Below are 19,661 nucleotides of genomic sequence, written 5' to 3'. Positions count from 1 at the left end.
GACCGACGGGCGGACGGTGCTCCGCGCACCGTCCGCCCGTCGGGTCACTCGCTCAGACGCGGGCCTTCCGCGCCTTGCCGGTGGGGCACTCGTCGCCGTAGCCGCCCTCGTGGCCGTAGCCCTCTTCGCCGTAGCCCTCGTCCCCGTAGCCCTTCGGCTCACAGGGGTCCGGGCCCGGGCCGGGGTCGTCGCCCCGCTCGTTGTCCAGGGTGACGAACACGGCCTCCTGCTCGGCGCTCACCACGTACGGCCCGCTGACCGGGTCCGCCGGCAGGTCGTACCCGTCGGGGGCGGCGGTCTCCCGCAGGTAGTACGTCCCGTGGTCGAGGTCGCCGAAGCCGCACATCCCGGCGAAGCCGGTGGTGCAGGGCGTGCCGACGCGGGTGTCGGGTGTGTCGCCGTCGGTCTGGAGCCCGTCGACGCCGTTCGTCTCCTCCCAGAGCTCGAAGGTGGCGCCGCGCAGCGGCATCCCGCTGTCCGCGTCGGTCTTGAAGAGGCGCACGGACCCGGTCCCCGGCGGGATCGGGGTACGGGAGTTGGACGCCTGGGTGGTCACCCCGGCCGCCGCGTTGGCCTCCGTCAGGACCAGCGGGCCGAACACCGGGTCGGCCGGCAGGTCGTACCCGTCGGGCGCGTCCGTCTCCTGCCAGTAGTACGTCCCCGTCTCCACCGTCCGCTCGCAGACACCGTCCGCGCCGGTCACGCACGGCGGACCGACCAGGGTGTCCGGGTCGCCGCCACCGGTCTGGAGCCCGGCGACGCCGTTGGTCTCCTCCCACAGACGGAAGGTCGCGCCCGGCAGCGGGTCGCCGCTCTCCGCGTCCGTCTTCACCACCCGCACCTCACCGGTGACCGCCGGCGTGGCCGAGTTGTCCGCCTCCACGGTGACACCCGCCCCCGCGTTGGCCTCCGTCAGCACAAGGGGACCGAAGACCGGGTTCGCCGGCAGGTCGTACCCGTCGGGCGCGTCCGTCTCCTGCCAGTAGTACGTCCCCGTCTCCACCGTCTCCTCGCAGACACCGTCCGCGCCGGTCACGCACGGCTCGCCCACGCTCGTGTCCGGAGTCGCGCCCCCGGTCTGGAGGCCGGGAACACCGTTCGTCTCCTCCCACAGCTGGAAGGTGGCGCCCGCCAGCGGGTCGCCGCTCTCGGCGTCCGTCTTCACCACCCGCACCTCGCCGGTGACCGCCGGCGTGGCCGAGTTGTCGGCCTCCACGGAGACACCCGCCTCGGCGTTCTCCTCCGTCAGCACGAGGGGACCGAAGACCGGGTTCGCCGGCAGGTCGTACCCGTCGGGCGCGTCCGTCTCCTGCCAGTAGTACGTCCCCGTCTCCACCGTCTCCTCGCAGACACCGTCCGCGCCGGTCACGCACGGCTCGCCCACGCTCGTGTCCGGAGTCGCGCCCCCGGTCTGGAGGCCGGGCATGCCGTTCGTCTCCTCCCACAGCTGGAAGGTGGCGCCCGCCAGCGGGTCGCCGGTCTCGGCGTCCGTCTTCACCACCCGCACGTCGCCGGTGACGGTGTTGGGGGTGTCGCACGCCGGGAGGTCGCCGTTGAACGGGTAGGCGTGGAACTCCTGGCCGCCGCTCTCGCCGACGCTGGTGTGGGTGAGGGAACCGGTCGTGAAGAAGCGGCCGTTGATGCCGGGCAGGCTCACGGTCGTCGCGGACGCCTGGTTGCCCATGAGGAAGCTGCCCTGGAACTGGCCGGTGCCCGCGAGGTCGATGGCGGTCGCGTCGGGGAAGTTCCACAGCAGCCGCTCGCGGTAGGCGTTGAGCGGGTCGTCGGTGTCGGCGATGCCGCCGCTGTAGGTGCGCAGGGTGCGGTCGGCGCCGAAGACGTTGACGAGGATCGTCGCGCCGTCCGGGATGTTCGCGAAGACGATGCCCTGCTGTCCTTCGTTCGCGGCCTCCATGTCGAAGTCGACGTTGAAGACCTGGAGCGCGGAGCTGCCGTCACCGGTGAAGAGGGTCTGGCCGCCCTGGTTCTCGGCGGTGCCGGTGGGGGTGCGCGGGGAGCCGTCCACGCGCGCGTAGCACTGGCTCGCGGCCGTCAGCTGGTCCCGCAGGGCGGTGTACGGGGCGGCGGCGTCGTCGTCCTGTACGAGGGTGGACTCGACGGTGCCGGTGACGGTGCCCGCGTGGCGGACGACACCGGCCTCGGCCAGCAGCGACTGGCCCGTGGCGACGGTGATGTCGCCGCCGGTGGTCAGCCAGTCCGCGCCCTCGGAGGGCGGCACCTTGGAACCGACGCCGACCTCGCCGACGTTGTAGACGCCGTCCGCGGCCTTGTTCATGTCGAAGGTGTCGAGGACGACGATCCGGCCCTCGGCCTCGGCCGCCCGGCCCCGGACCAGGTAGTCGTCACCGACGTAGATGTTGATCGCGTCGTCGCGGCCCTTGATCGGGTCGTTGTCGATCGGCGGGAAGGGGCTCGGGCAGCCGGGCGGGTCACCGGGGATGCAGGGGCCGAGGCCGCCCGGGAGCGTGGCGGCCGCCGCGGGGGCGGCGGCCGGGCCGAGGACCAGGGCGGGGACGGACGCGAGCGCCAGGGCGCAGGCGAGGCCCGTCGCTCCCGCGCGCCGCCTGGGGCGCGCCGGGGGGCGAGTCGTGTGCTGTGTCATGCCGGGAGTCTCGGAGCGCGGCCGACGGCCCACCACTCGCAGGGCCTCCGGTTGGGCCGGTCAGGGGGCAGGCTCACCCGTCAGGTCCGCCGGCTCCGCCGTCCGGGGCGGCACCCGGGGCGGTGGGGCCCTCCGCGTCGATCCGGTCGGTGCCGAGCCTGCGGCTGAGGGAGGGTTCGCGGGCGAGTACGGCTCCGATGGTGAAGGCGAAGGTCAGCGCGGCGCAGACGACGATGAGCCAGGACAGCAGGGTGAGCACCAGGCCGAGGGCGCCGTACTCGGCGAGGGCCCGGTTGAGCGCGCCGGGCATGTAGAAGCGGGCGGTGATCCCGAGGACGGTGGAGGCGGCGGCGCCGAGCAGGGCGCCGGGCAGCAGGGGCAGCCAGGGGACGCGTTTGGCGAGGAGGAGGTGCTGGGTCCAGAGCCAGACGCCGGTGGCGAGGGTGAAGAAGAGCGGGACGCCGAGCCAGGCGCCGGCGCCGAACCCGTCGCGGATCGGCGCCTGGAGGAGGACGACGACGACCAGGGCGAGCAGCCAGACCGCCCACCGCCAGGCGGCGATCCGGGTGCCGGCTCTGGGCAGGCTCCAGGCGCGTTCGCAGACTCGGGCCATGGCGCGGCTGAAGCTGGTGGCGGAGACGAGGGCGATGAGGGCGCCGACGGCGCCGCTGGTCTCCCGTACCCCCGCGGCGGTGTTCTTGTCGAAGACCTGCTGGAGCTGCTGGTCGGCGGAGCCGGTGAGGCCGAACATGGCGCGCAGGGACTCGCGGAGCTGGTCCCGCACGGGGGCGGGGGCGAAGGCGGCGAGGGCGAAGAGCAGCGGGACGGCCGCGAGGAACGCCTGGGCCGCGAGCCGGGTGCCCGCGTCGAGGAGGCTGCCGCCGACGAGCCGTTCGGTCACCTCGGTCAGGACCGGGAAACGCCGCTCGGCCCCGGTGCGCAGTTCCCGCACCCGGTCCTTCCACGCCATCGCGCCTCCCGCCCCGCCCCGCCTCGCCTCGCCCCGTCCGGCCGGTTCTCCCCGCCGAGGATGAGCTCCCCCGCGGACGTGCTCCGCCGCGGACGTGCTCCGCCGCGGACGTGCTCCGCCGCGGACGTGCTCCGCCGCGGGCGTTCTCCGCCGCGGGCGTTCTCCGCCATGAGACGGCACGACCGGGGCCCCGGCCACCCGGCGGCGGCCGGACGGGTGGGTCACGGGGCCCAGTAGCGGGCCAGCGCGCCTTCCTTGTACGGGGCGGGGCTCACGCTCAGCTCGCCCGCGAAGGGGCGGTCGAGGACGAGCACGAACAGCAGGCTGAAGCCGATCAGACCGGCGACGGAGGCGACGAAGAGCACCTGGATCCGCAGCCGCCGCATCCCGTACAGGAAGGTCAGGGGGACGAGGACGAGCGCGCCGCCGAAGGCCAGGACCTGGAGGAGCGGCGGGAGTTCCTGCTCGGCCATGGTGATCCTGGCGCGGCGCTGCGCGGCCACGTCGTTGAGGCGGGCGACGGCCTCCTCGTAGAACACCTCCTCGCGCGGGGACGCGGGGTCGTACGCCTGGAGCACGTCGAAGGCGTCGACGAGGCTGCGCTCGGTGGCGCCGTACTGGGGGCGGCCCTCGCGCATCCGGGGCCACTGCTGTTCGACGACGGCGTGGACGTAGTCGCCGAGGGCGGCGTCGAGTCCGGCGCGGACGTCCGGCGGGAAGGCGGCGGCGTCACGGGCGATCAGGGCCACGTCGGTGGCCTCGGCGGCGACGATCGTCTGGGTGCTCTCCAGTTGGGTCCAGAGGGTGACGATGACGAAGGCGAGGATGATGCCGTAGATCGCGCCGAACATCCCCAGGGTCACGCCGACCATGTCGTTGTGCTCCCCCTCGGCGAGCGACGGGTGGCGGCGGCGGAGCAGCACGCTGCCGGCGACGGCGAGCACGACGGTGCCGCCGACGAGGAGGACGGCGAGGGTGAGGGAGCTGAAGTGGTTGAGCAGCCAGAGCGACATGAGCGCGGAGTGTAGGGAGCGGGCGCGCACGTCCCGGACCACGACCGAGGCGTACGCCCCCGGCGCATGGGGAGAGTGCACACCATCGGGTGACGCGGCCCGGCGCCCCGGGCCACGTCACATCACGTCACGTCACGTCACGTCACATCACGTCAGGCGGGTGAGGAGGTCGGCGAAGAGAGCCGGGCGGCTCACGTAGCCGACGTGCGAGGTGGGCAGGGTGTGCACGTCGAAGGGGTGGTCGGGGGTGAGTTCGTCCGCCTTGCGGATCATGAAGTCCTGGACCGCCGGGGTGAGGCCGCGGTCGCAGGAGAGACGGACGTAGGTGTGGGGCACCCGGCGCCACGCCTCGGGGCGGACGAGGGCGGCCGGCTCCATGACGCCGTGGTTCTCGTCCGCGTCGAGCGAGTCGAGGAAGTGGCGGAACAGGGGGTCGGGCGCGTCGGCCATGATGGCCTCCTTCAGCACGGCGAACGCCTCCGGGTCGGTGTGGGCACGCCGCCAGTCGAGGCGGACGACGCCGGGGTCGCGGCCGGGGGCGTCGTACGGGACGGCGACCCACGCCACCGCCGCGTCGAGGAGGCCGTCGTCCGCGACGTCCCACGGTTCGGTGAGCATGGCGGGGTCGGCGAGGCAGAGCGCCGAGAGGTAGACGACCCGGTCGACGAGGTCCGGGGCGGCGTTGACGACGGCGGTGAGGGTGAGGCCGCCGAGGCTGTTGCCGGCGAGGACGACCGGGCCGTGTCCGGCGAGCCGCCGGAGGACGCCGACGACGTGCTCGACGTTGTCGGCGAGGGTGACGCCGTGCATCGGGGAGGCTTCGCGGGTCAGGGCCGTACGGTCCTGGGCCGGCCGGTGGTAGGAGGCGGGGCCGTCGGCCCGGTCGCCGTGGCCGGGGAGGTCGACGGCGTACGAGCGGTGGCCGCGCAGGGCCAGCTCGTTCCGGAGCGGGGTCCAGGCACGGGCGTTGCTGGAGCCGCCGTGCACGAACACGAAGGTGGGGTACGGGCGCTGGTCTGAGCGCATGGGAGAGATCCTCGTCATCCTGAGGCGAACGGTGGACGCGGGTGACCTCGGGACCGGTGGGCGCGACAGCGCAGCCAGAACGCGGGCGCGCGGACGCGCGGACGCCTGGCGGAATCGGACGCGCGCCGTGTGCGGGCGCGTCGGCGTGCGCGCGGGGCCGGGGCCGGGGCCGTGGTCAGCGCGCGGAACGGAGCCGGTTCGCCCGGAAGTTCTGGATGACGGAGCACATGCGGCCGAACCTAACAGCCCGCCCCCGCCCCTTCGCACCCCTTTTCGGGCTGGTAGCTTCCACCTGCTAACTTCTACAGCACTGTAGAAGTTCGAGCCGGAGCAGTCCGGACGAGGGAGAGTGAGCCGACGATGGCGCTGTGGGACCGGATCAAGGAGTCCGCCTCGACCATGCAGACCCAGCTGACCGCACGGAAGAACGAACTGACCAGCGGCGCCTTCCGGGACGCGAGCATGGCGATGTGCGCGCTGGTCGCGGCGGCCGACGGCACCGTGGACCCGGCCGAGCGGAGCCGCGTGGCCCAGCTGATCGCCGCCAACGAGGTGCTGCGGAACTTCGACGCGGCCGATCTCCAGCGGCGCTTCGACGCCCAGCTCGACCGGCTCGCCGCGGACGTCGACTTCGGGAAGGTCGCCGTCCTCCAGGAGATCGCCAAGGCGGCGAAGAAGCCGGCGGAGGCCCGCGCCGTCGTCCAGATCGGCATCGTCATCGGCGGCGCCGACGGACACTTCGACCCGGCCGAGCGGTCCGTCGTCCGCGAGGCGTGCTTCGCGCTCGGCCTGCCCCCGCACGAGTTCGACCTCTGAGACACGAGTTCGACCCCTGAGACCCGTGGGCGCCGGGCCTACAGCGGGGTCGCCGCCCTGAGCACCGCGTAGAGCGTCACCGCCGAGTTCGCCGAGGCGAGCGCCGAGGCGGCGGCGCCCACCAGGGCGCCCCACAGGGCGAGCCCGACGGCGGTGAAGACCGGCGGCCAGGCACGCGGGCCCGGGGGCGGCGGCGCGAGGAGGGCGGCGACCCGGCGCGGCACGGGACCGGCGACGGCGAAGGCCGGCAGGGCCGCGGGACCGGCGCCGCCGGAGGCCAGCGCGGCGCGCCCGATGGCCCGCGCGACCACGCGCCGGCTGCCGACCCGTACCGCCGCCTCCTCGTCCGCCCAGCGCTCGGCCGAGTACGTGACGGCCGTACGGAGCGGCCTCAGGAACGGGTTGGCGGCGGCGGCCAGCCGGGCGGCGAGCAGCAACAGGTCGTGCCGGCCCGTCAGATGCGCCCGCTCATGGGCGAAGAGGGCCCGCCGCTCCGCCGGGCCGAGACGGGCGAGCATGCCCCGGCTGACCACCACCCTGCCCCGGGAGCGGCCCGCCGGGGCCGGGAGGGCGTACGCGTACGGGACGGGGTCCGGCAGCACCGCGACCGGGCGGTCCGGCAGCCCGGCGAGCGCGCGGGCGGCCCGCCGGCGGACGCCCCGGTGGCGCAGCAGCACCCGGCCGCAGACGCCGACCACGGCGAGGAGCGCGGGGATCGCCGCCCGGCCGGCGACCTCGTCGAGGGGCACGGCGGCCCGCACCTCCGGGTCCGACCAGGCGTCAGGGAGCGGGTTGCCGGGCAGTTGGGCCGTGCCCACGACCATGAGGAGCGCGAGGCAGAGCGTGCTGCACACGGCGAGCAGCGCGGCGACGGCGGTGAGCAGCCGGGTCGCGGTGCGCGGGTGCAGGTGGTGCTCGGCGAGCCGGGCGACGGGCCACGCGGTCAGCGGCAGGACGAGCGGCAGGAAGACGAGGACGCCCACGGTGTCAGCCCTCCCCCGCCCCGTCGTCTTCCCCTGCTCCCGCCTCCGGCTCCCCCTCGGCCTCCGGCTCCCTCTCGGCCTCCGCTTCTCCCTCGGCCCTCGGTTCTCCCTCGGCCCCCGTTTCTCCCTCGGCCCCTGGGTGTTCCCCGGCCTCCGTGCCTTCCCCGGCCTCCGGTTCCTCCTCGGCGCGGGCGAGCAACTCCCGGAGGAGTCGTTCGTCGGAGGCGGGGAGGGTGGTGACGAAGCGGGCGAGGACGGCCTCCCGGTCGCCCTCGCCGTCGAGCAGCCTGCGCATCCGCAGGGCGGCGAGCCCGGCCTCGTCGGCCATGGCGGTCCACTCGAAGGACCGGCCGGCGCGTTCCCTGGCGACGGCCCCCTTGGCGTGGAGGCGGGTGAGGATGGTGATGACGGTGGTGTACGCGAGGGTGCCGCCGAGGCGTTCGCGCACCGCGCCTGCGGTGACCGGGCGGCCCGCGGCCCGCACCGCGGCGAGGACCTGGGCCTCCAGCTCGCCCTGGCCGCGCCGGCGCCCGGCGTCCCCGGCGGGCTCCGGCGCCCCGGCGTCCCGCTTCTTCATCCGTCGTCCCCCTCGCCGTTCCCGGCCGGTCGCCCGGACCGTCCGGGCGCCGTTCATCGTTCGGGGGGTGACCCTACCCGCTCCTTCTACGCCCCTGTAGATTGACGCGGGTCGGACCAGCGTCCCGTAGCCCGCCAGGAGAGTCCCCGTGTTCGGTATGAGCGAGATCGCGATCCTGCTGATCGTCGTCGCCCTGGTGGTCGGCGCGAGGAAGCTGCCGGAGCTGGCGCGCAACGCCGGCAAGGCGAGCCGCATCCTCAAGGCGGAGGCGCGCGAGATGAAGGCCGGCGACGCGCCCCGCGAGCCCGCGGCCACCTACACCGTCAAGGAGACGCGGACCTCCGCCGAGGACCGCTGAAACCTCTCCGTACGCCGCCCGGCTCCGGTCAGTCGCCCGTCCCGGTGGGGACGGTGAGCAGCGGCGGGCTCCAGCGGCCGTCGAGGACGGAGGGGTCGGGGCCGTACAGGCGCAGCACCGCCGTGAACGGGCCGGCCGGGGCGGGCAGCCAGTTGGCCGCCCGCTTGGGGTCGGTGGGCCGTTCGTGGGCGAGGTGGAGCGTGAGCCCGCCGTCGTCGTCGTAGACGATCCCCGGGGTGCGGTCCCCGATCGCGTTCCGGCCGATCGCGTTCCAGACGATCGCGTTCCGGCCCATCGCGTTCTCGGCGAGGTGCCCTCCGGGCGGCCCGTGGAGCGAGGCCGACCAGAAGAAGCGGGCGGGCGGGAGCTGCCCGGGGAGGAAGCGGATCGTGTACGCGCGCCGGGCGCCGTCCGGCGGTCCGTGACCGGCCGGGTCGCGCAGCCGGCCGCTGGACCACATCTCCGCCTCGGGGAGCCCGTACAGGCCCTGGTGCGCGGCGACCGCGCGGCGCAGCGGATCGGCGCCGATCTCGGCGCGGGTGCCGAAGAGGGGCGCGGGGCGCCGGGTCGCGGCGACCGCCTCGGCGAGCCGGGCCCGGCCGTCGGCGAGGCCCGCTTCGAGGGCGGCGCGGAGCCCGGGGGCGAGCGCGCCGGGCTCGAACGCGCCGCCGCCGTCGACGCCGAGGACGGCGAGCCGGGCGCGCAGCGCGCGGTCGGCGTCGAGGACCGGGCAGAAGCGGAGGAGGAAGTCGAGGGCGGTGAAGAACGCGACGGGGTCGGTCTCCCCCGGCCGCACGACCGGCCGGAGCGGCTCCTCCGGCGGATGCGGGGCGGCGGTGTCGGTGTACGCGGAGAGCGGGCGCAGCCGGTACCGCTCCTGGAGCGCGCGGACGGCCGGCACGTCCTCCGGTCCCGCGAGGCGGGTGCGGCCGACGATGCCGACGAGCCGGGTGGCGGCGCGCAGGACGCCGGTGACGCCGTCGGGGACGGAGCCCGTCCAGCCGGGCCCGGCGACGAGGTAGTCGCCCGCGCCGGGGCCGGTGGCACGGGTGCCGACGAAACCGACGTACACGGTGTCGAGGTCGTGCACCGGCAGGACGTGGTAGCGGTCGGTGGCGGGGACGGACAGCACCCAGGGCTCGGCCCGGAGGTCGAGCCAGGCCACGGAGCGGACGGTGTCGACGTCCGGTCCGGCCGCGTCCCCGCCGGCCGGGACGAGCGGTGCGGCGTGGTGCCGGAAGCGGCCGAAGCCCCCGGCGGCGGGGGCTTCGGGGTCGATCGCCTGGGCGTGGAGGGTGCGGTAGTTCTCCAGGAGGGGGTGGCCCCAGATCCACGCCTCGGCGGCGGTCCGCCGCGCCTCCCCGGCCGTCGGCACCGCGCGCTCCGCCATGGCCACCCTCCTCACCTGCCGCATTTCCGCCCAAACTGCCACGCTTGGGGACGGGCTGCATCCGGGAGGAGGGGGTGGCCTCGCGGGACGCGGCGCTACGGGACGGGGCGCGGGGCTACGGAACGCGGTGCTGCGGGACGCGGTGCTACGGACCGGGCAGGGGCTCGGCGACCGAGGCGAGGTAGCGGGCGTACTCGTCGAGCGCGGCCAGGGCCTGCTCGTCGTCGCGGTCGATCAGCCAGGTGAGGGTGAGGCCGTCGAGGACGCCGAGGCCGTGGCGGGCGAGGACCGCGAGGTCCACGGTCCAGGCGAGGCCGGCCGCCCGGGCCATCGACTCCAGGTGGGCGCGGTTCACGTCCAGGTAGTGCCGGTACTGGCGGCGGGCCAGGTCGGCGAGGCCGGGCCTGCGGAGCGCGTACTGGGTGACCTCGTACGTCACCAGGTGCTCGGCCGGGCGGGCGCGGACCTGTTCCCAGTAGGCGTGGAGGATCGCGCGGACCTTCTCGAAGGGGGTGGCGCCCTCCGGGTGGGCCAGATCGGCCGGCGGGAGGTTCCGCTCCATGATCCGCTCGATGACGGTCTGGAACAGCTCCTCCTTGGAACGGAAGCAGTAGTGGAAGGCGCCGAGCGGCACCCCCGCCTCGGCGACCACGGCCCGCGTGGTGGTCTCGGCGACCCCGTCCCGGATCATGACCCGGATCGCCGCCTCCGCCAGCTGCTCACGGCGCTCGCCTGCGGAGAGTCGGGGCATGGGGGGCTCCTCGCGGGGGACGGGGCGGGACCGGCCGGGCGGCGGGCCGGGTCACGGTATCGCGGGGGAGGATCGGCAGGACCTAGAGGAAGGCCATGCCCTCGCCGCGGTACGTGGGGACCTCGTCCACCACCCGGTCGTGCTCGACGAGGTGGAGGGTGTCGACGCGCTCGCAGAGCTCGCCGGCCTTGGCGTGCCGGAACCAGACGCGGTCGCCGCAGCGGAGGGTGTCGGCGGCCGGTCCCACGAGCGGCGTCTGCACCTCGCCCGCGCCCTCGGAGCCGAGCGTCCGCAGCCCCGCCGGGTGGACGGGGACGGGCAGCCGGTCCGGTCCCGGGGCGCCGGACGCGGTCCAGCCGCCGCCGAGGACGGTGACGTGGCCGGGGGCGGGGCGGCGGACCACCGCGAGCGCGAAGAAGGCGGCGGGCAGCGGGCTGAAGCCCCGGTAGTGGTCGAAGAGGGCGGGGGCGTAGAGCCCGGAGCCCGCGCCGAGTTCGGTGACGGCGGGCTCGGCGGAGGTGGACTCCAGGCTGCCGGTGCCGCCGCCGTTGACGAACTCCAGCGGGGCGACCTCGCGGACGGCGCGGACGGCGGCGGCCCGGCGGGCGCGCAGCTCGCGGGCGGAGAGCCGCTGGACCGCGCGGACGGCGGCGCGCATCGGGCGGCCCTGGCCCGGCTGGTCGTCGCCGACGCCGGCGATCTGCCCCTCGTACGCCATCACGCCGACCAGCCGCAGCCGGGGGCGGGCCACCACGGCGCGGGCCAGCGCCGCCGCCTCGGCCGGGGCGTGCAGGGGCGAGCGGCGCATGCCGAGGTGGACCCGGCCGCCGAGCAGGCGGAGCGAGGCGTCGAGGTCGAGGCAGACCCGGACCGGGGGCCCGGAGGCCCCGACGGCCGAGGTGAGGAGGTCGAGCTGTTCGGCGGAGTCGATCATCACGGTGACGCGGGCGGCGGCGTCCTCGTCGTCGGCGAGGCGGCGCAGCGCGTCGGTGTCGGCGGTCGGGTAGCCGACGAGGACGTCCGCCCGGGGGTCGTGGGCGGCGAGCCAGAGCGCCTCGGGGAGGGTGAAGGCGAGGACGCCGGCGAAACCCGGGCGGGCCAGGACGTCGTCGATGAGGGCGCGGCAGCGGAGCGACTTGCTGGCGAGCCGGATCGGCTTCCCGCCGGCGCGGCGGGCCATCTGCGCGGCGTTGGCGCGCAGCGCGCCGAGGTCCACCACGGCGAAGGGCGGCTGGAGGCCGGCGGTCGCCTTCTCCAGGTCGGCGAAGCCGGCGGGGCGCGGGGCGGGCCCGGTGGAGGCGGCTGCGGGGCGGGCGCTTTCCATGGTGGGCGGCCTTTCGTGGACCTGTGGAGGAGAGGGCGCGGGCTTCTCCGGGACCGGTGGCGACGCCGTCACGTTCTCTTGGACGAGTGTCCAAGTCAAGCCTCCGGGACCCTTGACTTGGACACTCGTCCAAGTCCACCCTTCCGGACGAGAACCGGCGGTGACCCGCCCTCCGACCTCCACGGACCCCGGCCCGAAGGGAACGCCCGGCATGAGCGGCAGCGAGAACGGCGCCGTCTGGCGCAACTGGGCCGGCAACGAGGAGGCCCGCCCCCGGCGGGTGCTGCGCCCGGCGCGCACCGAGGACGTCGCCGCGGCGGTGAAGGACGCGGTACGCGACGGGCTGCGGGTCAAGGCGGTCGGCTCCGGGCACTCCTTCAGCGGCGTCGCCGTCGCCCCGGACGTCCAGCTCCGCCTCGACCGGCTCGACGCCGTGGACGCGGTGGACCCCGAGACGGGGCTCGTCACCGTCGGCGCCGGCATGCCGCTGTGGAAGCTGAACCCGCTGCTCGCCTCCCACGGGCTCGCCCTGGAGAACATGGGCGACATCGACCGGCAGACGGTCTCGGGCGCGATCTCCACCGGCACCCACGGCTCCGGCATCCGCTTCGGCGGCATCGCCACCCAGGTGCGCGCGCTCGAACTCGCGCTGGCCGACGGCTCGGTGACGGTCTGTTCGGCGACTGAGCGGCCCGAGCTCTTCGCCGCGGCCCGGGTCGGCCTCGGGGCGCTCGGCGTCCTCACCAAGGTCACGCTCCAGACCGTGCCGCTCTACGCCCTGCACGCCCGCGACGCGTCCATGCCGGTCGCCGAGACCCTCGGCCGCATCGACGAACTCGTCGCGGAGAACGACCACTTCGAGTTCTTCTGGTTCCCGCACAGCGACACCACCCTGACCCGCCGCTTCCGCCGGCTCCCCGCCGACACGCCCCTCTCCCCCATCGGCGCCTTCTCCCGGCGGCTCGACGAGGCCGTCAGCGGGCCCGGCTTCGAGGCCCTGAACCGGCTCGGCACCCGCGTGCCGCGCCTGGTGCCGCCGATCACCCGCTTCGCCGCGCGCGCGATGTCCTCCAGGACCTGGACCGACCACGCGTACAGGATCTTTGCCTCGGTGCGCGATGTCCGCTTCCACGAGGGCGAGTTCGCGATCCCGCGCGCCCACGCGGCCGAGGCGCTGCGCGAGCTGCGGTCCTGGATCGACACCCGGGGCGAGCCGGTGTCCTTCCCGCTGGAGGTGCGGTTCACGGCCGCCGACGACATCTGGCTCTCCACCGCGCAGGGCCGGGAGAGCTGCTACATCGCCTTCCACCAGTACCACCGGATGCCGTACCGCCGGTACTTCGACGCCTGCCAGCAGATCCTCGGCTCCTACGGCGGCCGTCCGCACTGGGGCAAGATGCACGACCTCGACGCGGCCGGGCTGCGGCCCCGCTACGAGCGCTTCGACGACTTCGTGGCGCTCCGGGACCGGCTCGACCCGTCCGGCGTCCTCTCCAACCCGTACCTCGACCGGGTCCTCGGCGCGCCCCCGGCGGCCGGCTGATCACCCGGTCCGGGGGCTGACCCCCGGCCGGGGGCGGGTGGCACACTGGCTCCGGTCTGCCGAAGGAGTACCACCGTGTCCGTCATGCAGCGCCTGCGCACCGCCGTCCGCCGGACCTACCGGCGGACCGTGGACCTGAGCCACCCGGCCCGCTCCCCGCTCGGCAGCGCGGTCGTGAACTGCGTCGTGTACGTCGACGGGGTGCGGCGGACGGTCCGGGGGACGAGCGCCGAGGACGCGCTGCGGTACGTGCGCCGGGGCGGGGACGGCTTCGTGTGGATCGGGCTGCACGAGCCGGCCGAGAAGGAGCTGACGGTCCTCGCCGAGCTCTTCGGGCTGCACCCGCTGGCCGTCGAGGACGCGGTCCACGCCCACCAGCGCCCCAAGGTCGAGGAGTACGACGGGGTGCTGTTCGCCGTCCTCAAGACGGTCCGGTACGTCGAGCACGAGGAGCTGACCGCGACCAGCGAGGTGGTGGACACCGGCGAGCTGATGGCCTTCGTCGGACCCGACTTCGTGATCACCATCCGGCACGGCGGGCACGGCTCCCTCGGGCCGCTGCGCGAAGCCCTCGAAGCGCTGCCGGAGCAGCTGGCCAAGGGCCCGTCGGCCGTGCTGCACGCGGTGGCGGACCACGTGGTCGACGACTACCTCGCCGTCGCGGACGCGGTGCAGACCGACCTCGACGCGATCGAGAACACGGTCTTCTCCGGCCAGGCGGGCCGCGGCGACGCCGGCCGGATCTACCAGCTCAAGCGGGAACTGCTGGAACTGCGCCGGGCGGTCGCCCCGCTCTCCCGCCCGCTGACGGCGCTCGCCACCCGGCCCATGCCCCTGGTCGACCCGGAGATCCGCGCCTACTTCCGCGACGTCAACGACCACCTCGCCCGCGTGACCGAGCAGGTCGCCTCGTACGACACCCTGCTCGACTCGGTGCTCCAGGCGCACCTGGCGCAGGTCACCGTCGCGCAGAACGAGGACATGCGGAAGATCACCGCCTGGGCGGCGATCGTCGCGGTGCCGACCATGGTGTGCGGGCTGTACGGCATGAACTTCGACCACATGCCGGAGCTGCGGTGGACCTACGGCTATCCGCTGGTCCTCGGGGTGATCGCGGTCGCCTGCTTCGTCATCCACCGGGGCTTCCGCCGCAACGGCTGGCTGTAGCGCAACGGGGGCGCACCCCGGCCGCGCCCGGACCGGGGCGCACCTCAGGCCGCGCGTCCGTATATGAGAGGTTTGCTCCGTTAATCCGGTCGGTGAGTCGTCCGACCGGCCGGCGGAGAGGTGCGGTACGGCATGGCGCGGTGGGACGGGACGGGGACGGCGGCGGGCCCGGAGGGGGACCCCGGGGCGGCGGACGACGAGGCCCGCTGGTTCCGGGTCCTGCTCCACGTGGGCTTCTTCCTGCTGCTCGGCTCCTCGCTGACCCGGTTCCTGATGCGGCACACCGGGGAGGGCATCGCCCCCTGGGTGGTCGGGCTCGCCGCCGTCCTCGCCGTGCTGTACGTGGCCGAGCCCGCGCTCACCGGCGACCGGACCCGCCGGCACCTCTGGCTGGGTGCCTGCTCGGCGACCTGGATCGCGCTCGTCTTCCTCGCCCCGAGCTTCGCCTGGTGCTCGATCCCGCTCTTCTACCTCGGGCTGCGCGAGCTGCGCCCGCCGGCCGCGGCCGGCTACATCGGGCTGCTCACGGTGGTCTCGGTCACCGCGCAGCTGCGGCTGGCCGGCCGTTTCGAGTTCGACATCCTGCTCGCCCCGCCCGCCATCGCCGCGATCTGCGTCGCCGTCTTCGTCCGGATGGACCGGCAGACCGAGCGGCAGCGCGAGCTGATCGCGGACCTCGTCCGCACCCGGCGGGAACTCGCCGCGACCGAGCGCCGCGAGGGCACCCTCGCCGAGCGGCAGCGGCTCTCCATGGAGATCCACGACAGCCTCGCCCAGGGCCTGTCGAGCCAGCGGATGCTGCTCCAGGCGGCCGACCGGACCTGGCGGTCGGACCCCGAGACGGCCCACCGGCACGTGCGCGCGGCCGGCGAGATCGCCGAGCACAACCTCGCCGAGGCCCGCCGCTTCGTCCACGACCTCGCCCCCGCCGACCTCGCCGGGGGCGGCGGTCTGGACGAGGCGCTGCGCACCCTGGCCCGCCGGGAGTCCACCGCCGGCCTCACGGTCCGCTGCCACATCGAGGGCGTGCCGGTCCGCGCGCTGCCCGACCGGGTCCAGTCGGCGCTGCTGCGGATCGCGCAGGGCGCGCTGGCGAACGTACGGGAGCACGCGGACGCCCGTGCCGCCGCGCTCACCCTCACGTACCTCGACGACCAGGTCGTGCTCGACGTCGCCGACGACGGCAGGGGCTTCGACCCGGCGGCCGTCCGCGCGGACGGCGGGGAGCGCGGCCACGGCCTCCCGGCCATCCGCACCCGCGCGCGGCAGCTCGGCGGCACGCTGACCGTGGAGTCCGCGCCCGGCGAGGGCACGGTGCTGTCGGCGGCCGTCCCGCTGCCGGCGCCCTGAGGCGACGGACCGAGGACCTGCGGCGGCGGGCGACGGACAGGGAACCTGCGGCGGCGGCCGGTCAGGCCGGGTGGGCGACCCGGGCGGTGATGCGGGCGATGCGCCGCGCCGACTCCTCGGGGGCGGCGACCGGCTGGACGATGTGACTGACGGTGAGCCGGACGATCGTCTCGACGGCGAGCCCGCGCGACACCTCGTCCACCTCGGGCCACGCCTCGATCGCGTACGCGTCGAGGAGGGCCATCGCGGTGCCGAAGACCGGGTCGGTGCGGGTGGTCAGATAGGCGAGCAGGTCGGCGTCGTCGCCGCCCCGCGCGGCCACGAGGACGCTCTTGATCAGCGGGTTGTCGACGGCCTGCTGGAGCGTGTACCGCACCCCGGCCTCGGCGGCCCGCTCCAGGTCCCCCCGGTGCGCGTCCAGCTCCTCCCGGATCCCGACGAGGAACCGTTCCAGCTCCCGCTGGACCAGTGCCCCGCCGATCGCCTCCTTGGACCCGAACTCGTTGTAGAGGGTCTGCCGGCTGATCCCCGCGACCCGCGCGACGGAGGTCATCCGCAGCACGCCCCACCCGTCGGCCGCGACGAGCCCGTACGCGGCGTCGAGCACCTGCTCCCGCAACAAGGACCGAACAGTCTCGCGAAAACGTGTCATCGTGCCCCCACCTTAGGGCCTGGGAGGCCGCCGGCCGGGCGCTCCCGGCGCCGAGGTGACGGACTACGGCCGATCGGCGCGGGCCGAGAGAAATTGGCGGTACCAGGCCAGGTGCCGGGAGAAGGCCGCGGTGAAGCCGGGGCCGGGGCCGCGGCCGAAATCGGTCCAGGGGCGCTCGTCGGCGAACCAGTGGTCGACGCCGAAGATCTCCAGGTGGTGGGCGGCGACCGGGTTCCCCGCGAGCAGCGCGCGGGCCTCGGCGAGCTCCACCGCCGGGCCCCGGGCGTCCCGCACCGAGGCCGGGAGCAGCGGTTCGACGGCGGCGAGGAGTTCGGCCTCGGAGACCGGATCCGGGTGGGCGACGCAGTACGCGCCCGGCCTGGTCGCCGGGGAGAGCGCGGCGCCCAGCAGGGCGCCCGCCAGGCTCTCGACCTCGACCATCGAGTGCAGCGAGCCGGCCCCCGCGAGCGGTCCGGGCAGGGCGGCGAGCAGCGTCAGGAGGCCGGGGACGACCAGCCGGTCCCCCGTCCCGTAGACGAGGTGGGGGCGCAGCACGGTGCCGCCGGCGTCCAGCACGTACCGCTCCCCCGCGGCCCGGGTCCGGCTGGTCGCGGAGCCCGGCGCGAGGGGGAGGCTGTCGATGTCGGCGGCGCGGAAGGGGCCGCGGCCGTGCACGGAGGCGGTGCTCAGGGCGACGATCCGCCCCGCGCCGGCCCGTCGCGCGGCGGCGACGAGGTCCCGGGTGCCGTGCTCGTTGACCACCTGGAGGACGTCCTCCGCGCCGCCGATCGCAGAGGCGCAGTGGATCACGGCGTCGACCCCGTCGCAGATCCCGCGCAGGCTCTCGGCGTCCCTGAGGTCGCCCCGGACGGTCTCGACGACGGGCCGGCCGGCGGGCGGGGCGCCCTCGGGCGCGACGGGCGCCGCGTCCGGGCGCCGGACGAGCAGGCGGACGTGGTCGAGGCCGGGGTGCGCGGCGGCCGCGGCGGCGACCCGGCCGCCGATGAAGCCGGTGGCGCCGGTGATGAGGATGCGGGTTCCCATGGGACCTTCCGAAGGACGCGTACGGGGCGCGGTGGTGCGCCGGTCAGCCCGCGAGACGCTGGTCGAGCCGGGCGAGCGCGGGAGTGCCGGCCCGCGAGGAGAGGGTGCAGGCGAAGACGGGCTGGCCGTCCTGGTGCCCCTCGGCGCGGACCGTCAGCATCCCGGGGGCGGGGGCGGGCACGACCTCGGCCGTGACCCAGCAGGGCGCCTCCAGCTCGGCGTAGCGGAAGAACGACACGTTCATGACCGACGGGAGGAAGCCCTCCGCGCCGACCAGCGCGTGCGCCGCCTGGCGGGCCGCCTCCAGGAGGAGCATGCCCGGCACGTGGTCGTTGGGGCGCCGGAAGAGCGTCGGGTGGCCGGTGTCGATCCGCAGCTGCCACTGGCCGGGGCGGGTTCCCCGGCCGAGCACGACGTCCTGGGCCCGTTCCCGGCCCACCGTCTCCGGCGGGACGCCGGGTATCAGCGGGACGGGCTGCCCGAGGAGTTCGAGCTGGGGGCCCCTGATCCGGCGGTACGCGGCGGCCGAGGTGCAGCTCGCCACGCCCCTTCCGGTGGCCAGCAGGTTCCCGTCCCGGGTGAGCACGGTGGTGGTGCGCAGCGCGCGCAGCCCCCGGCCGCGGCCCCGGACGTCGGAGAGGATCACGTCGATGGTGACGTCCGCGCCGCCGGCGTCCAGGGCGAGCGCGTCGGGCTCGGCGTCGTAGGAGAGGTCCCAGAGGACGAACTGGGAGTCGACGGGGACGCCGAGTTCGGCGTGGGCGACCAGCATGGTGGCCTGGCGTATGGTCTCGGCGACCAGGATCGGATCGTGCCGGTCGCCGCCGACCGGGGAGAAGTAGGGGTGCGCGGCGGGCCAGGCGGCGGAGACGGAGAAGCGGTTCTCTCTCAACTGTGTCCAGCCGGTGGGGATGATGTCCGCCGGGTCGGAGCGGTGGACGAACTCTCCGGGAACGCTCGTCTTGCCGAGTCGGTCGTGCCGTTCCATGTCTCCCCTTGCGTCCCTTCCCCCCCGGACGTAGAGCCCGGCCCGGCGTAGGGTACGTACGTTCTGGTTTTTTTTTCAATGCTTCACGTCACATGGCGAGAGCACACAGTGAGACAGCGGGAGGGCCTGTGGCGCAACAAGCGCGAGCTATCCGTACACGGCGGGCGATCCTCGAGGCAGCCGCCACCGTCTTCGCGGAGCGGGGCTACGAGCGAGCGACCGTGGGGGAGATCCTCGCGCGCGCCGGGGTGACGAAGGGTGCGCTGTATTTCCACTTTGCATCCAAGGAAGAAGTCGCGACCGGCGTGCTCGACGCGCAGCTGCTCGACGAGCCGCTCACCCCGCAGGCGGTGAAACTCCAGGAGCTCATAGACCAGGGCTTCCTCCTCTCCCACCGGCTCCAGCACGACCCCCTGGTCCAGGCGAGCGTGGCGCTCGCCCTGGACAGCGGCGCGGTGGGCGTGAACCGCGCCGTGCCCTTCCAGGCGTGGGTGGACCAGGTGTCCGAGATCCTCACCGTGGCCCGGGCGCGCGGCGAGCTCCTCCACCATGTGAACGTGACGGACACGGCCGAGCTGTTCTCGGGGGCCTTCACCGGCATCCAGACCATGTCCGCCGTGCTGTGCAATCGCAACGATCTTGCTCATCGCACGTCGGTGCTGATGCGGCATGTGATCCCGTCGATCTGCACGCCGGCGATCCTGCTCGAGCTCGACATGTCCGATGAGCGGGCGCTCGCTCTCGCGGCCGAGTACGACGCGGGCCGGCGCCATCGCGACGACATCCTGGCGGACACCTCCGCGTAACCGGGAGCCCCCCGAAAACAGACCACGCGGTTCCTTTGGCGCCCCGACGGCAGACTGCCGTCGGGGCGCTCTGGCGTCATGGCACTGAGTGTGTTTTGCTGAGGGTACTCAGTGCCATACACGGGTGCCGTAGCCGATACCGGGTGCCACAAGCCAGGCCCCGCCCGCAGGTGCCACCAGCATTTCCAGGGAGCTCAAGACCATGGGCAAGGACTTCGACCTGTACCGGTTGTCCGAGGAGCACGAGATGCTCCGGGAGTCGGTGCGTGCGCTGGCGGAG

General features: G+C 74.8%; 17 protein-coding genes and 1 pseudogene. 6 read left to right on the top strand and 12 right to left on the bottom strand.

Annotation, left to right across the window (positions count from 1 at the left end; all coding sequences use genetic code 11):
- Nucleotides 1-52 precede the first annotated feature (52 nt).
- The 4 genes from ACIGHB_RS00090 to ACIGHB_RS00075 form a co-directional block, all read right to left on the bottom strand.
- A complete protein-coding gene (locus tag ACIGHB_RS00090) occupies nucleotides 53-2,623 on the bottom strand; it encodes a choice-of-anchor A family protein (protein ID WP_399908087.1) in 2,571 nt (856 codons plus the stop codon).
- Between the two features lie 73 nt (nucleotides 2,624-2,696).
- Nucleotides 2,697-3,593 carry a YhjD/YihY/BrkB family envelope integrity protein gene (locus ACIGHB_RS00085; RefSeq protein WP_399908084.1) on the bottom strand — a complete coding sequence of 299 codons (897 nt, stop codon included), beginning with the start codon at nucleotides 3,591-3,593 and terminating at the stop codon, nucleotides 2,697-2,699.
- A 221-nt stretch (nucleotides 3,594-3,814) separates the two neighbouring features.
- Nucleotides 3,815-4,606 carry a DUF4239 domain-containing protein gene (locus ACIGHB_RS00080; RefSeq protein WP_399908081.1) on the bottom strand — a complete coding sequence of 264 codons (792 nt, stop codon included), beginning with the start codon at nucleotides 4,604-4,606 and terminating at the stop codon, nucleotides 3,815-3,817.
- A gap of 147 nt (nucleotides 4,607-4,753) precedes the next feature.
- Nucleotides 4,754-5,632, bottom strand: coding sequence for an alpha/beta hydrolase (locus tag ACIGHB_RS00075; protein ID WP_399908077.1), 879 nt, complete (start codon nucleotides 5,630-5,632; stop codon nucleotides 4,754-4,756).
- A gap of 360 nt (nucleotides 5,633-5,992) precedes the next feature.
- Here ACIGHB_RS00075 and ACIGHB_RS00070 point away from each other — a divergent pair, with 360 nt between their 5' ends.
- Entirely contained in the window at nucleotides 5,993-6,448 is a 456-nt protein-coding gene (locus tag ACIGHB_RS00070) for a tellurite resistance TerB family protein (RefSeq protein WP_399908074.1), read from the top strand.
- Between the two features lie 38 nt (nucleotides 6,449-6,486).
- Here the strand turns inward: ACIGHB_RS00070 and ACIGHB_RS00065 are convergent, their stop codons facing one another.
- Both ACIGHB_RS00065 and ACIGHB_RS00060 read right to left on the bottom strand, forming a co-directional pair.
- A complete protein-coding gene (locus ACIGHB_RS00065) occupies nucleotides 6,487-7,431 on the bottom strand; it encodes a M56 family metallopeptidase (protein ID WP_360321976.1) in 945 nt (314 codons plus the stop codon).
- Nucleotides 7,432-7,600: 169 nt separating this feature from the next.
- Nucleotides 7,601-8,008 (bottom strand): annotated as a pseudogene (locus tag ACIGHB_RS00060) (BlaI/MecI/CopY family transcriptional regulator); the annotation flags it as partial.
- 157 nt (nucleotides 8,009-8,165) lie between these two features.
- Here ACIGHB_RS00060 and ACIGHB_RS00055 point away from each other — a divergent pair.
- The gene (locus tag ACIGHB_RS00055; protein ID WP_388874455.1) at nucleotides 8,166-8,366 is read left to right on the top strand and encodes a twin-arginine translocase TatA/TatE family subunit; all 201 of its coding nucleotides are present in this window, start codon (nucleotides 8,166-8,168) and stop codon (nucleotides 8,364-8,366) included.
- 28 nt (nucleotides 8,367-8,394) lie between these two features.
- Here the strand turns inward: ACIGHB_RS00055 and ACIGHB_RS00050 are convergent, their stop codons facing one another.
- From ACIGHB_RS00050 to ACIGHB_RS00040, 3 genes are all read right to left on the bottom strand, one after another.
- On the bottom strand, nucleotides 8,395-9,756 hold the full coding sequence (locus tag ACIGHB_RS00050; RefSeq protein ID WP_399908070.1) for a DUF1254 domain-containing protein: 1,362 nt from the start codon (nucleotides 9,754-9,756) through the stop codon (nucleotides 8,395-8,397).
- A 145-nt stretch (nucleotides 9,757-9,901) separates the two neighbouring features.
- On the bottom strand, nucleotides 9,902-10,507 hold the full coding sequence (locus ACIGHB_RS00045) for a TetR/AcrR family transcriptional regulator (protein WP_399908067.1): 606 nt from the start codon (nucleotides 10,505-10,507) through the stop codon (nucleotides 9,902-9,904).
- A gap of 82 nt (nucleotides 10,508-10,589) precedes the next feature.
- On the bottom strand, nucleotides 10,590-11,831 hold the full coding sequence (locus ACIGHB_RS00040) for an alanine racemase (protein WP_399908064.1): 1,242 nt from the start codon (nucleotides 11,829-11,831) through the stop codon (nucleotides 10,590-10,592).
- Nucleotides 11,832-12,042: 211 nt separating this feature from the next.
- Here ACIGHB_RS00040 and ACIGHB_RS00035 point away from each other — a divergent pair, with 211 nt between their 5' ends.
- From ACIGHB_RS00035 to ACIGHB_RS00025, 3 genes are all read left to right on the top strand, one after another.
- On the top strand, nucleotides 12,043-13,374 hold the full coding sequence (locus ACIGHB_RS00035) for a D-arabinono-1,4-lactone oxidase (RefSeq protein WP_399908061.1): 1,332 nt from the start codon (nucleotides 12,043-12,045) through the stop codon (nucleotides 13,372-13,374).
- 84 nt (nucleotides 13,375-13,458) lie between these two features.
- Nucleotides 13,459-14,541 carry a magnesium/cobalt transporter CorA gene (gene corA, locus ACIGHB_RS00030; RefSeq protein WP_360321740.1) on the top strand — a complete coding sequence of 361 codons (1,083 nt, stop codon included), beginning with the start codon at nucleotides 13,459-13,461 and terminating at the stop codon, nucleotides 14,539-14,541.
- A 132-nt stretch (nucleotides 14,542-14,673) separates the two neighbouring features.
- Entirely contained in the window at nucleotides 14,674-15,891 is a 1,218-nt protein-coding gene (locus ACIGHB_RS00025) for a sensor histidine kinase (protein ID WP_399908058.1), read from the top strand.
- A 61-nt stretch (nucleotides 15,892-15,952) separates the two neighbouring features.
- On the opposite strand, the gene ACIGHB_RS00020 is transcribed toward ACIGHB_RS00025, so the two are convergent.
- The 3 genes from ACIGHB_RS00020 to ACIGHB_RS00010 form a co-directional block, all read right to left on the bottom strand.
- A complete protein-coding gene (locus tag ACIGHB_RS00020) occupies nucleotides 15,953-16,543 on the bottom strand; it encodes a TetR/AcrR family transcriptional regulator (RefSeq protein ID WP_360321722.1) in 591 nt (196 codons plus the stop codon).
- 63 nt (nucleotides 16,544-16,606) lie between these two features.
- Complete coding sequence (locus tag ACIGHB_RS00015; protein ID WP_399908054.1) at nucleotides 16,607-17,587, bottom strand: NAD-dependent epimerase/dehydratase family protein; 981 nt, start codon at nucleotides 17,585-17,587, stop codon at nucleotides 16,607-16,609.
- A gap of 43 nt (nucleotides 17,588-17,630) precedes the next feature.
- Entirely contained in the window at nucleotides 17,631-18,575 is a 945-nt protein-coding gene (locus ACIGHB_RS00010) for a ScbA/BarX family gamma-butyrolactone biosynthesis protein (protein WP_399908051.1), read from the bottom strand.
- A 128-nt stretch (nucleotides 18,576-18,703) separates the two neighbouring features.
- Between ACIGHB_RS00010 and ACIGHB_RS00005 the strand changes: the two genes are divergently transcribed.
- Nucleotides 18,704-19,381, top strand: coding sequence for a ScbR family autoregulator-binding transcription factor (locus ACIGHB_RS00005; protein WP_360321713.1), 678 nt, complete (start codon nucleotides 18,704-18,706; stop codon nucleotides 19,379-19,381).
- Nucleotides 19,382-19,661: the final 280 nt, after the last annotated feature.

This window comes from Streptomyces sp. NPDC085460 (assembly GCF_044541975.1).
In the GTDB taxonomy this organism is placed as follows: Bacteria; Actinomycetota; Actinomycetes; order Streptomycetales; family Streptomycetaceae; genus Streptomyces.
Note: the sequence above shows the minus strand (reverse complement) of the source record. Positions and strands in the feature narration are given on the sequence as shown.

Bases quoted from the DNA above. Each gene is read 5' to 3' on its own strand.
- ACIGHB_RS00080 (WP_399908081.1), bottom strand. From the start codon at position 4,606: ATGTCGCTCTGGCTGCTCAACCACTTCAGCTCCCTCACCCTCGCCGTC.
- ACIGHB_RS00070 (WP_399908074.1), top strand. From the start codon at position 5,993: ATGGCGCTGTGGGACCGGATCAAGGAGTCCGCCTCGACCATGCAGACC.
- ACIGHB_RS00045 (WP_399908067.1), bottom strand. From the start codon at position 10,507: ATGCCCCGACTCTCCGCAGGCGAGCGCCGTGAGCAGCTGGCGGAGGCG.
- ACIGHB_RS00055 (WP_388874455.1), top strand. From the start codon at position 8,166: ATGAGCGAGATCGCGATCCTGCTGATCGTCGTCGCCCTGGTGGTCGGC.
- ACIGHB_RS00015 (WP_399908054.1), bottom strand. From the start codon at position 17,587: ATGGGAACCCGCATCCTCATCACCGGCGCCACCGGCTTCATCGGCGGC.
- ACIGHB_RS00090 (WP_399908087.1), bottom strand. From the start codon at position 2,623: ATGACACAGCACACGACTCGCCCCCCGGCGCGCCCCAGGCGGCGCGCG.
- corA (WP_360321740.1), top strand. From the start codon at position 13,459: ATGCAGCGCCTGCGCACCGCCGTCCGCCGGACCTACCGGCGGACCGTG.
- ACIGHB_RS00085 (WP_399908084.1), bottom strand. From the start codon at position 3,593: ATGGCGTGGAAGGACCGGGTGCGGGAACTGCGCACCGGGGCCGAGCGG.
- ACIGHB_RS00020 (WP_360321722.1), bottom strand. From the start codon at position 16,543: ATGACACGTTTTCGCGAGACTGTTCGGTCCTTGTTGCGGGAGCAGGTG.
- ACIGHB_RS00035 (WP_399908061.1), top strand. From the start codon at position 12,043: ATGAGCGGCAGCGAGAACGGCGCCGTCTGGCGCAACTGGGCCGGCAAC.
- ACIGHB_RS00040 (WP_399908064.1), bottom strand. From the start codon at position 11,831: ATGGAAAGCGCCCGCCCCGCAGCCGCCTCCACCGGGCCCGCCCCGCGC.
- ACIGHB_RS00010 (WP_399908051.1), bottom strand. From the start codon at position 18,575: ATGGAACGGCACGACCGACTCGGCAAGACGAGCGTTCCCGGAGAGTTC.
- ACIGHB_RS00025 (WP_399908058.1), top strand. From the start codon at position 14,674: ATGGCGCGGTGGGACGGGACGGGGACGGCGGCGGGCCCGGAGGGGGAC.
- ACIGHB_RS00050 (WP_399908070.1), bottom strand. From the start codon at position 9,756: ATGGCGGAGCGCGCGGTGCCGACGGCCGGGGAGGCGCGGCGGACCGCC.
- ACIGHB_RS00075 (WP_399908077.1), bottom strand. From the start codon at position 5,632: ATGCGCTCAGACCAGCGCCCGTACCCCACCTTCGTGTTCGTGCACGGC.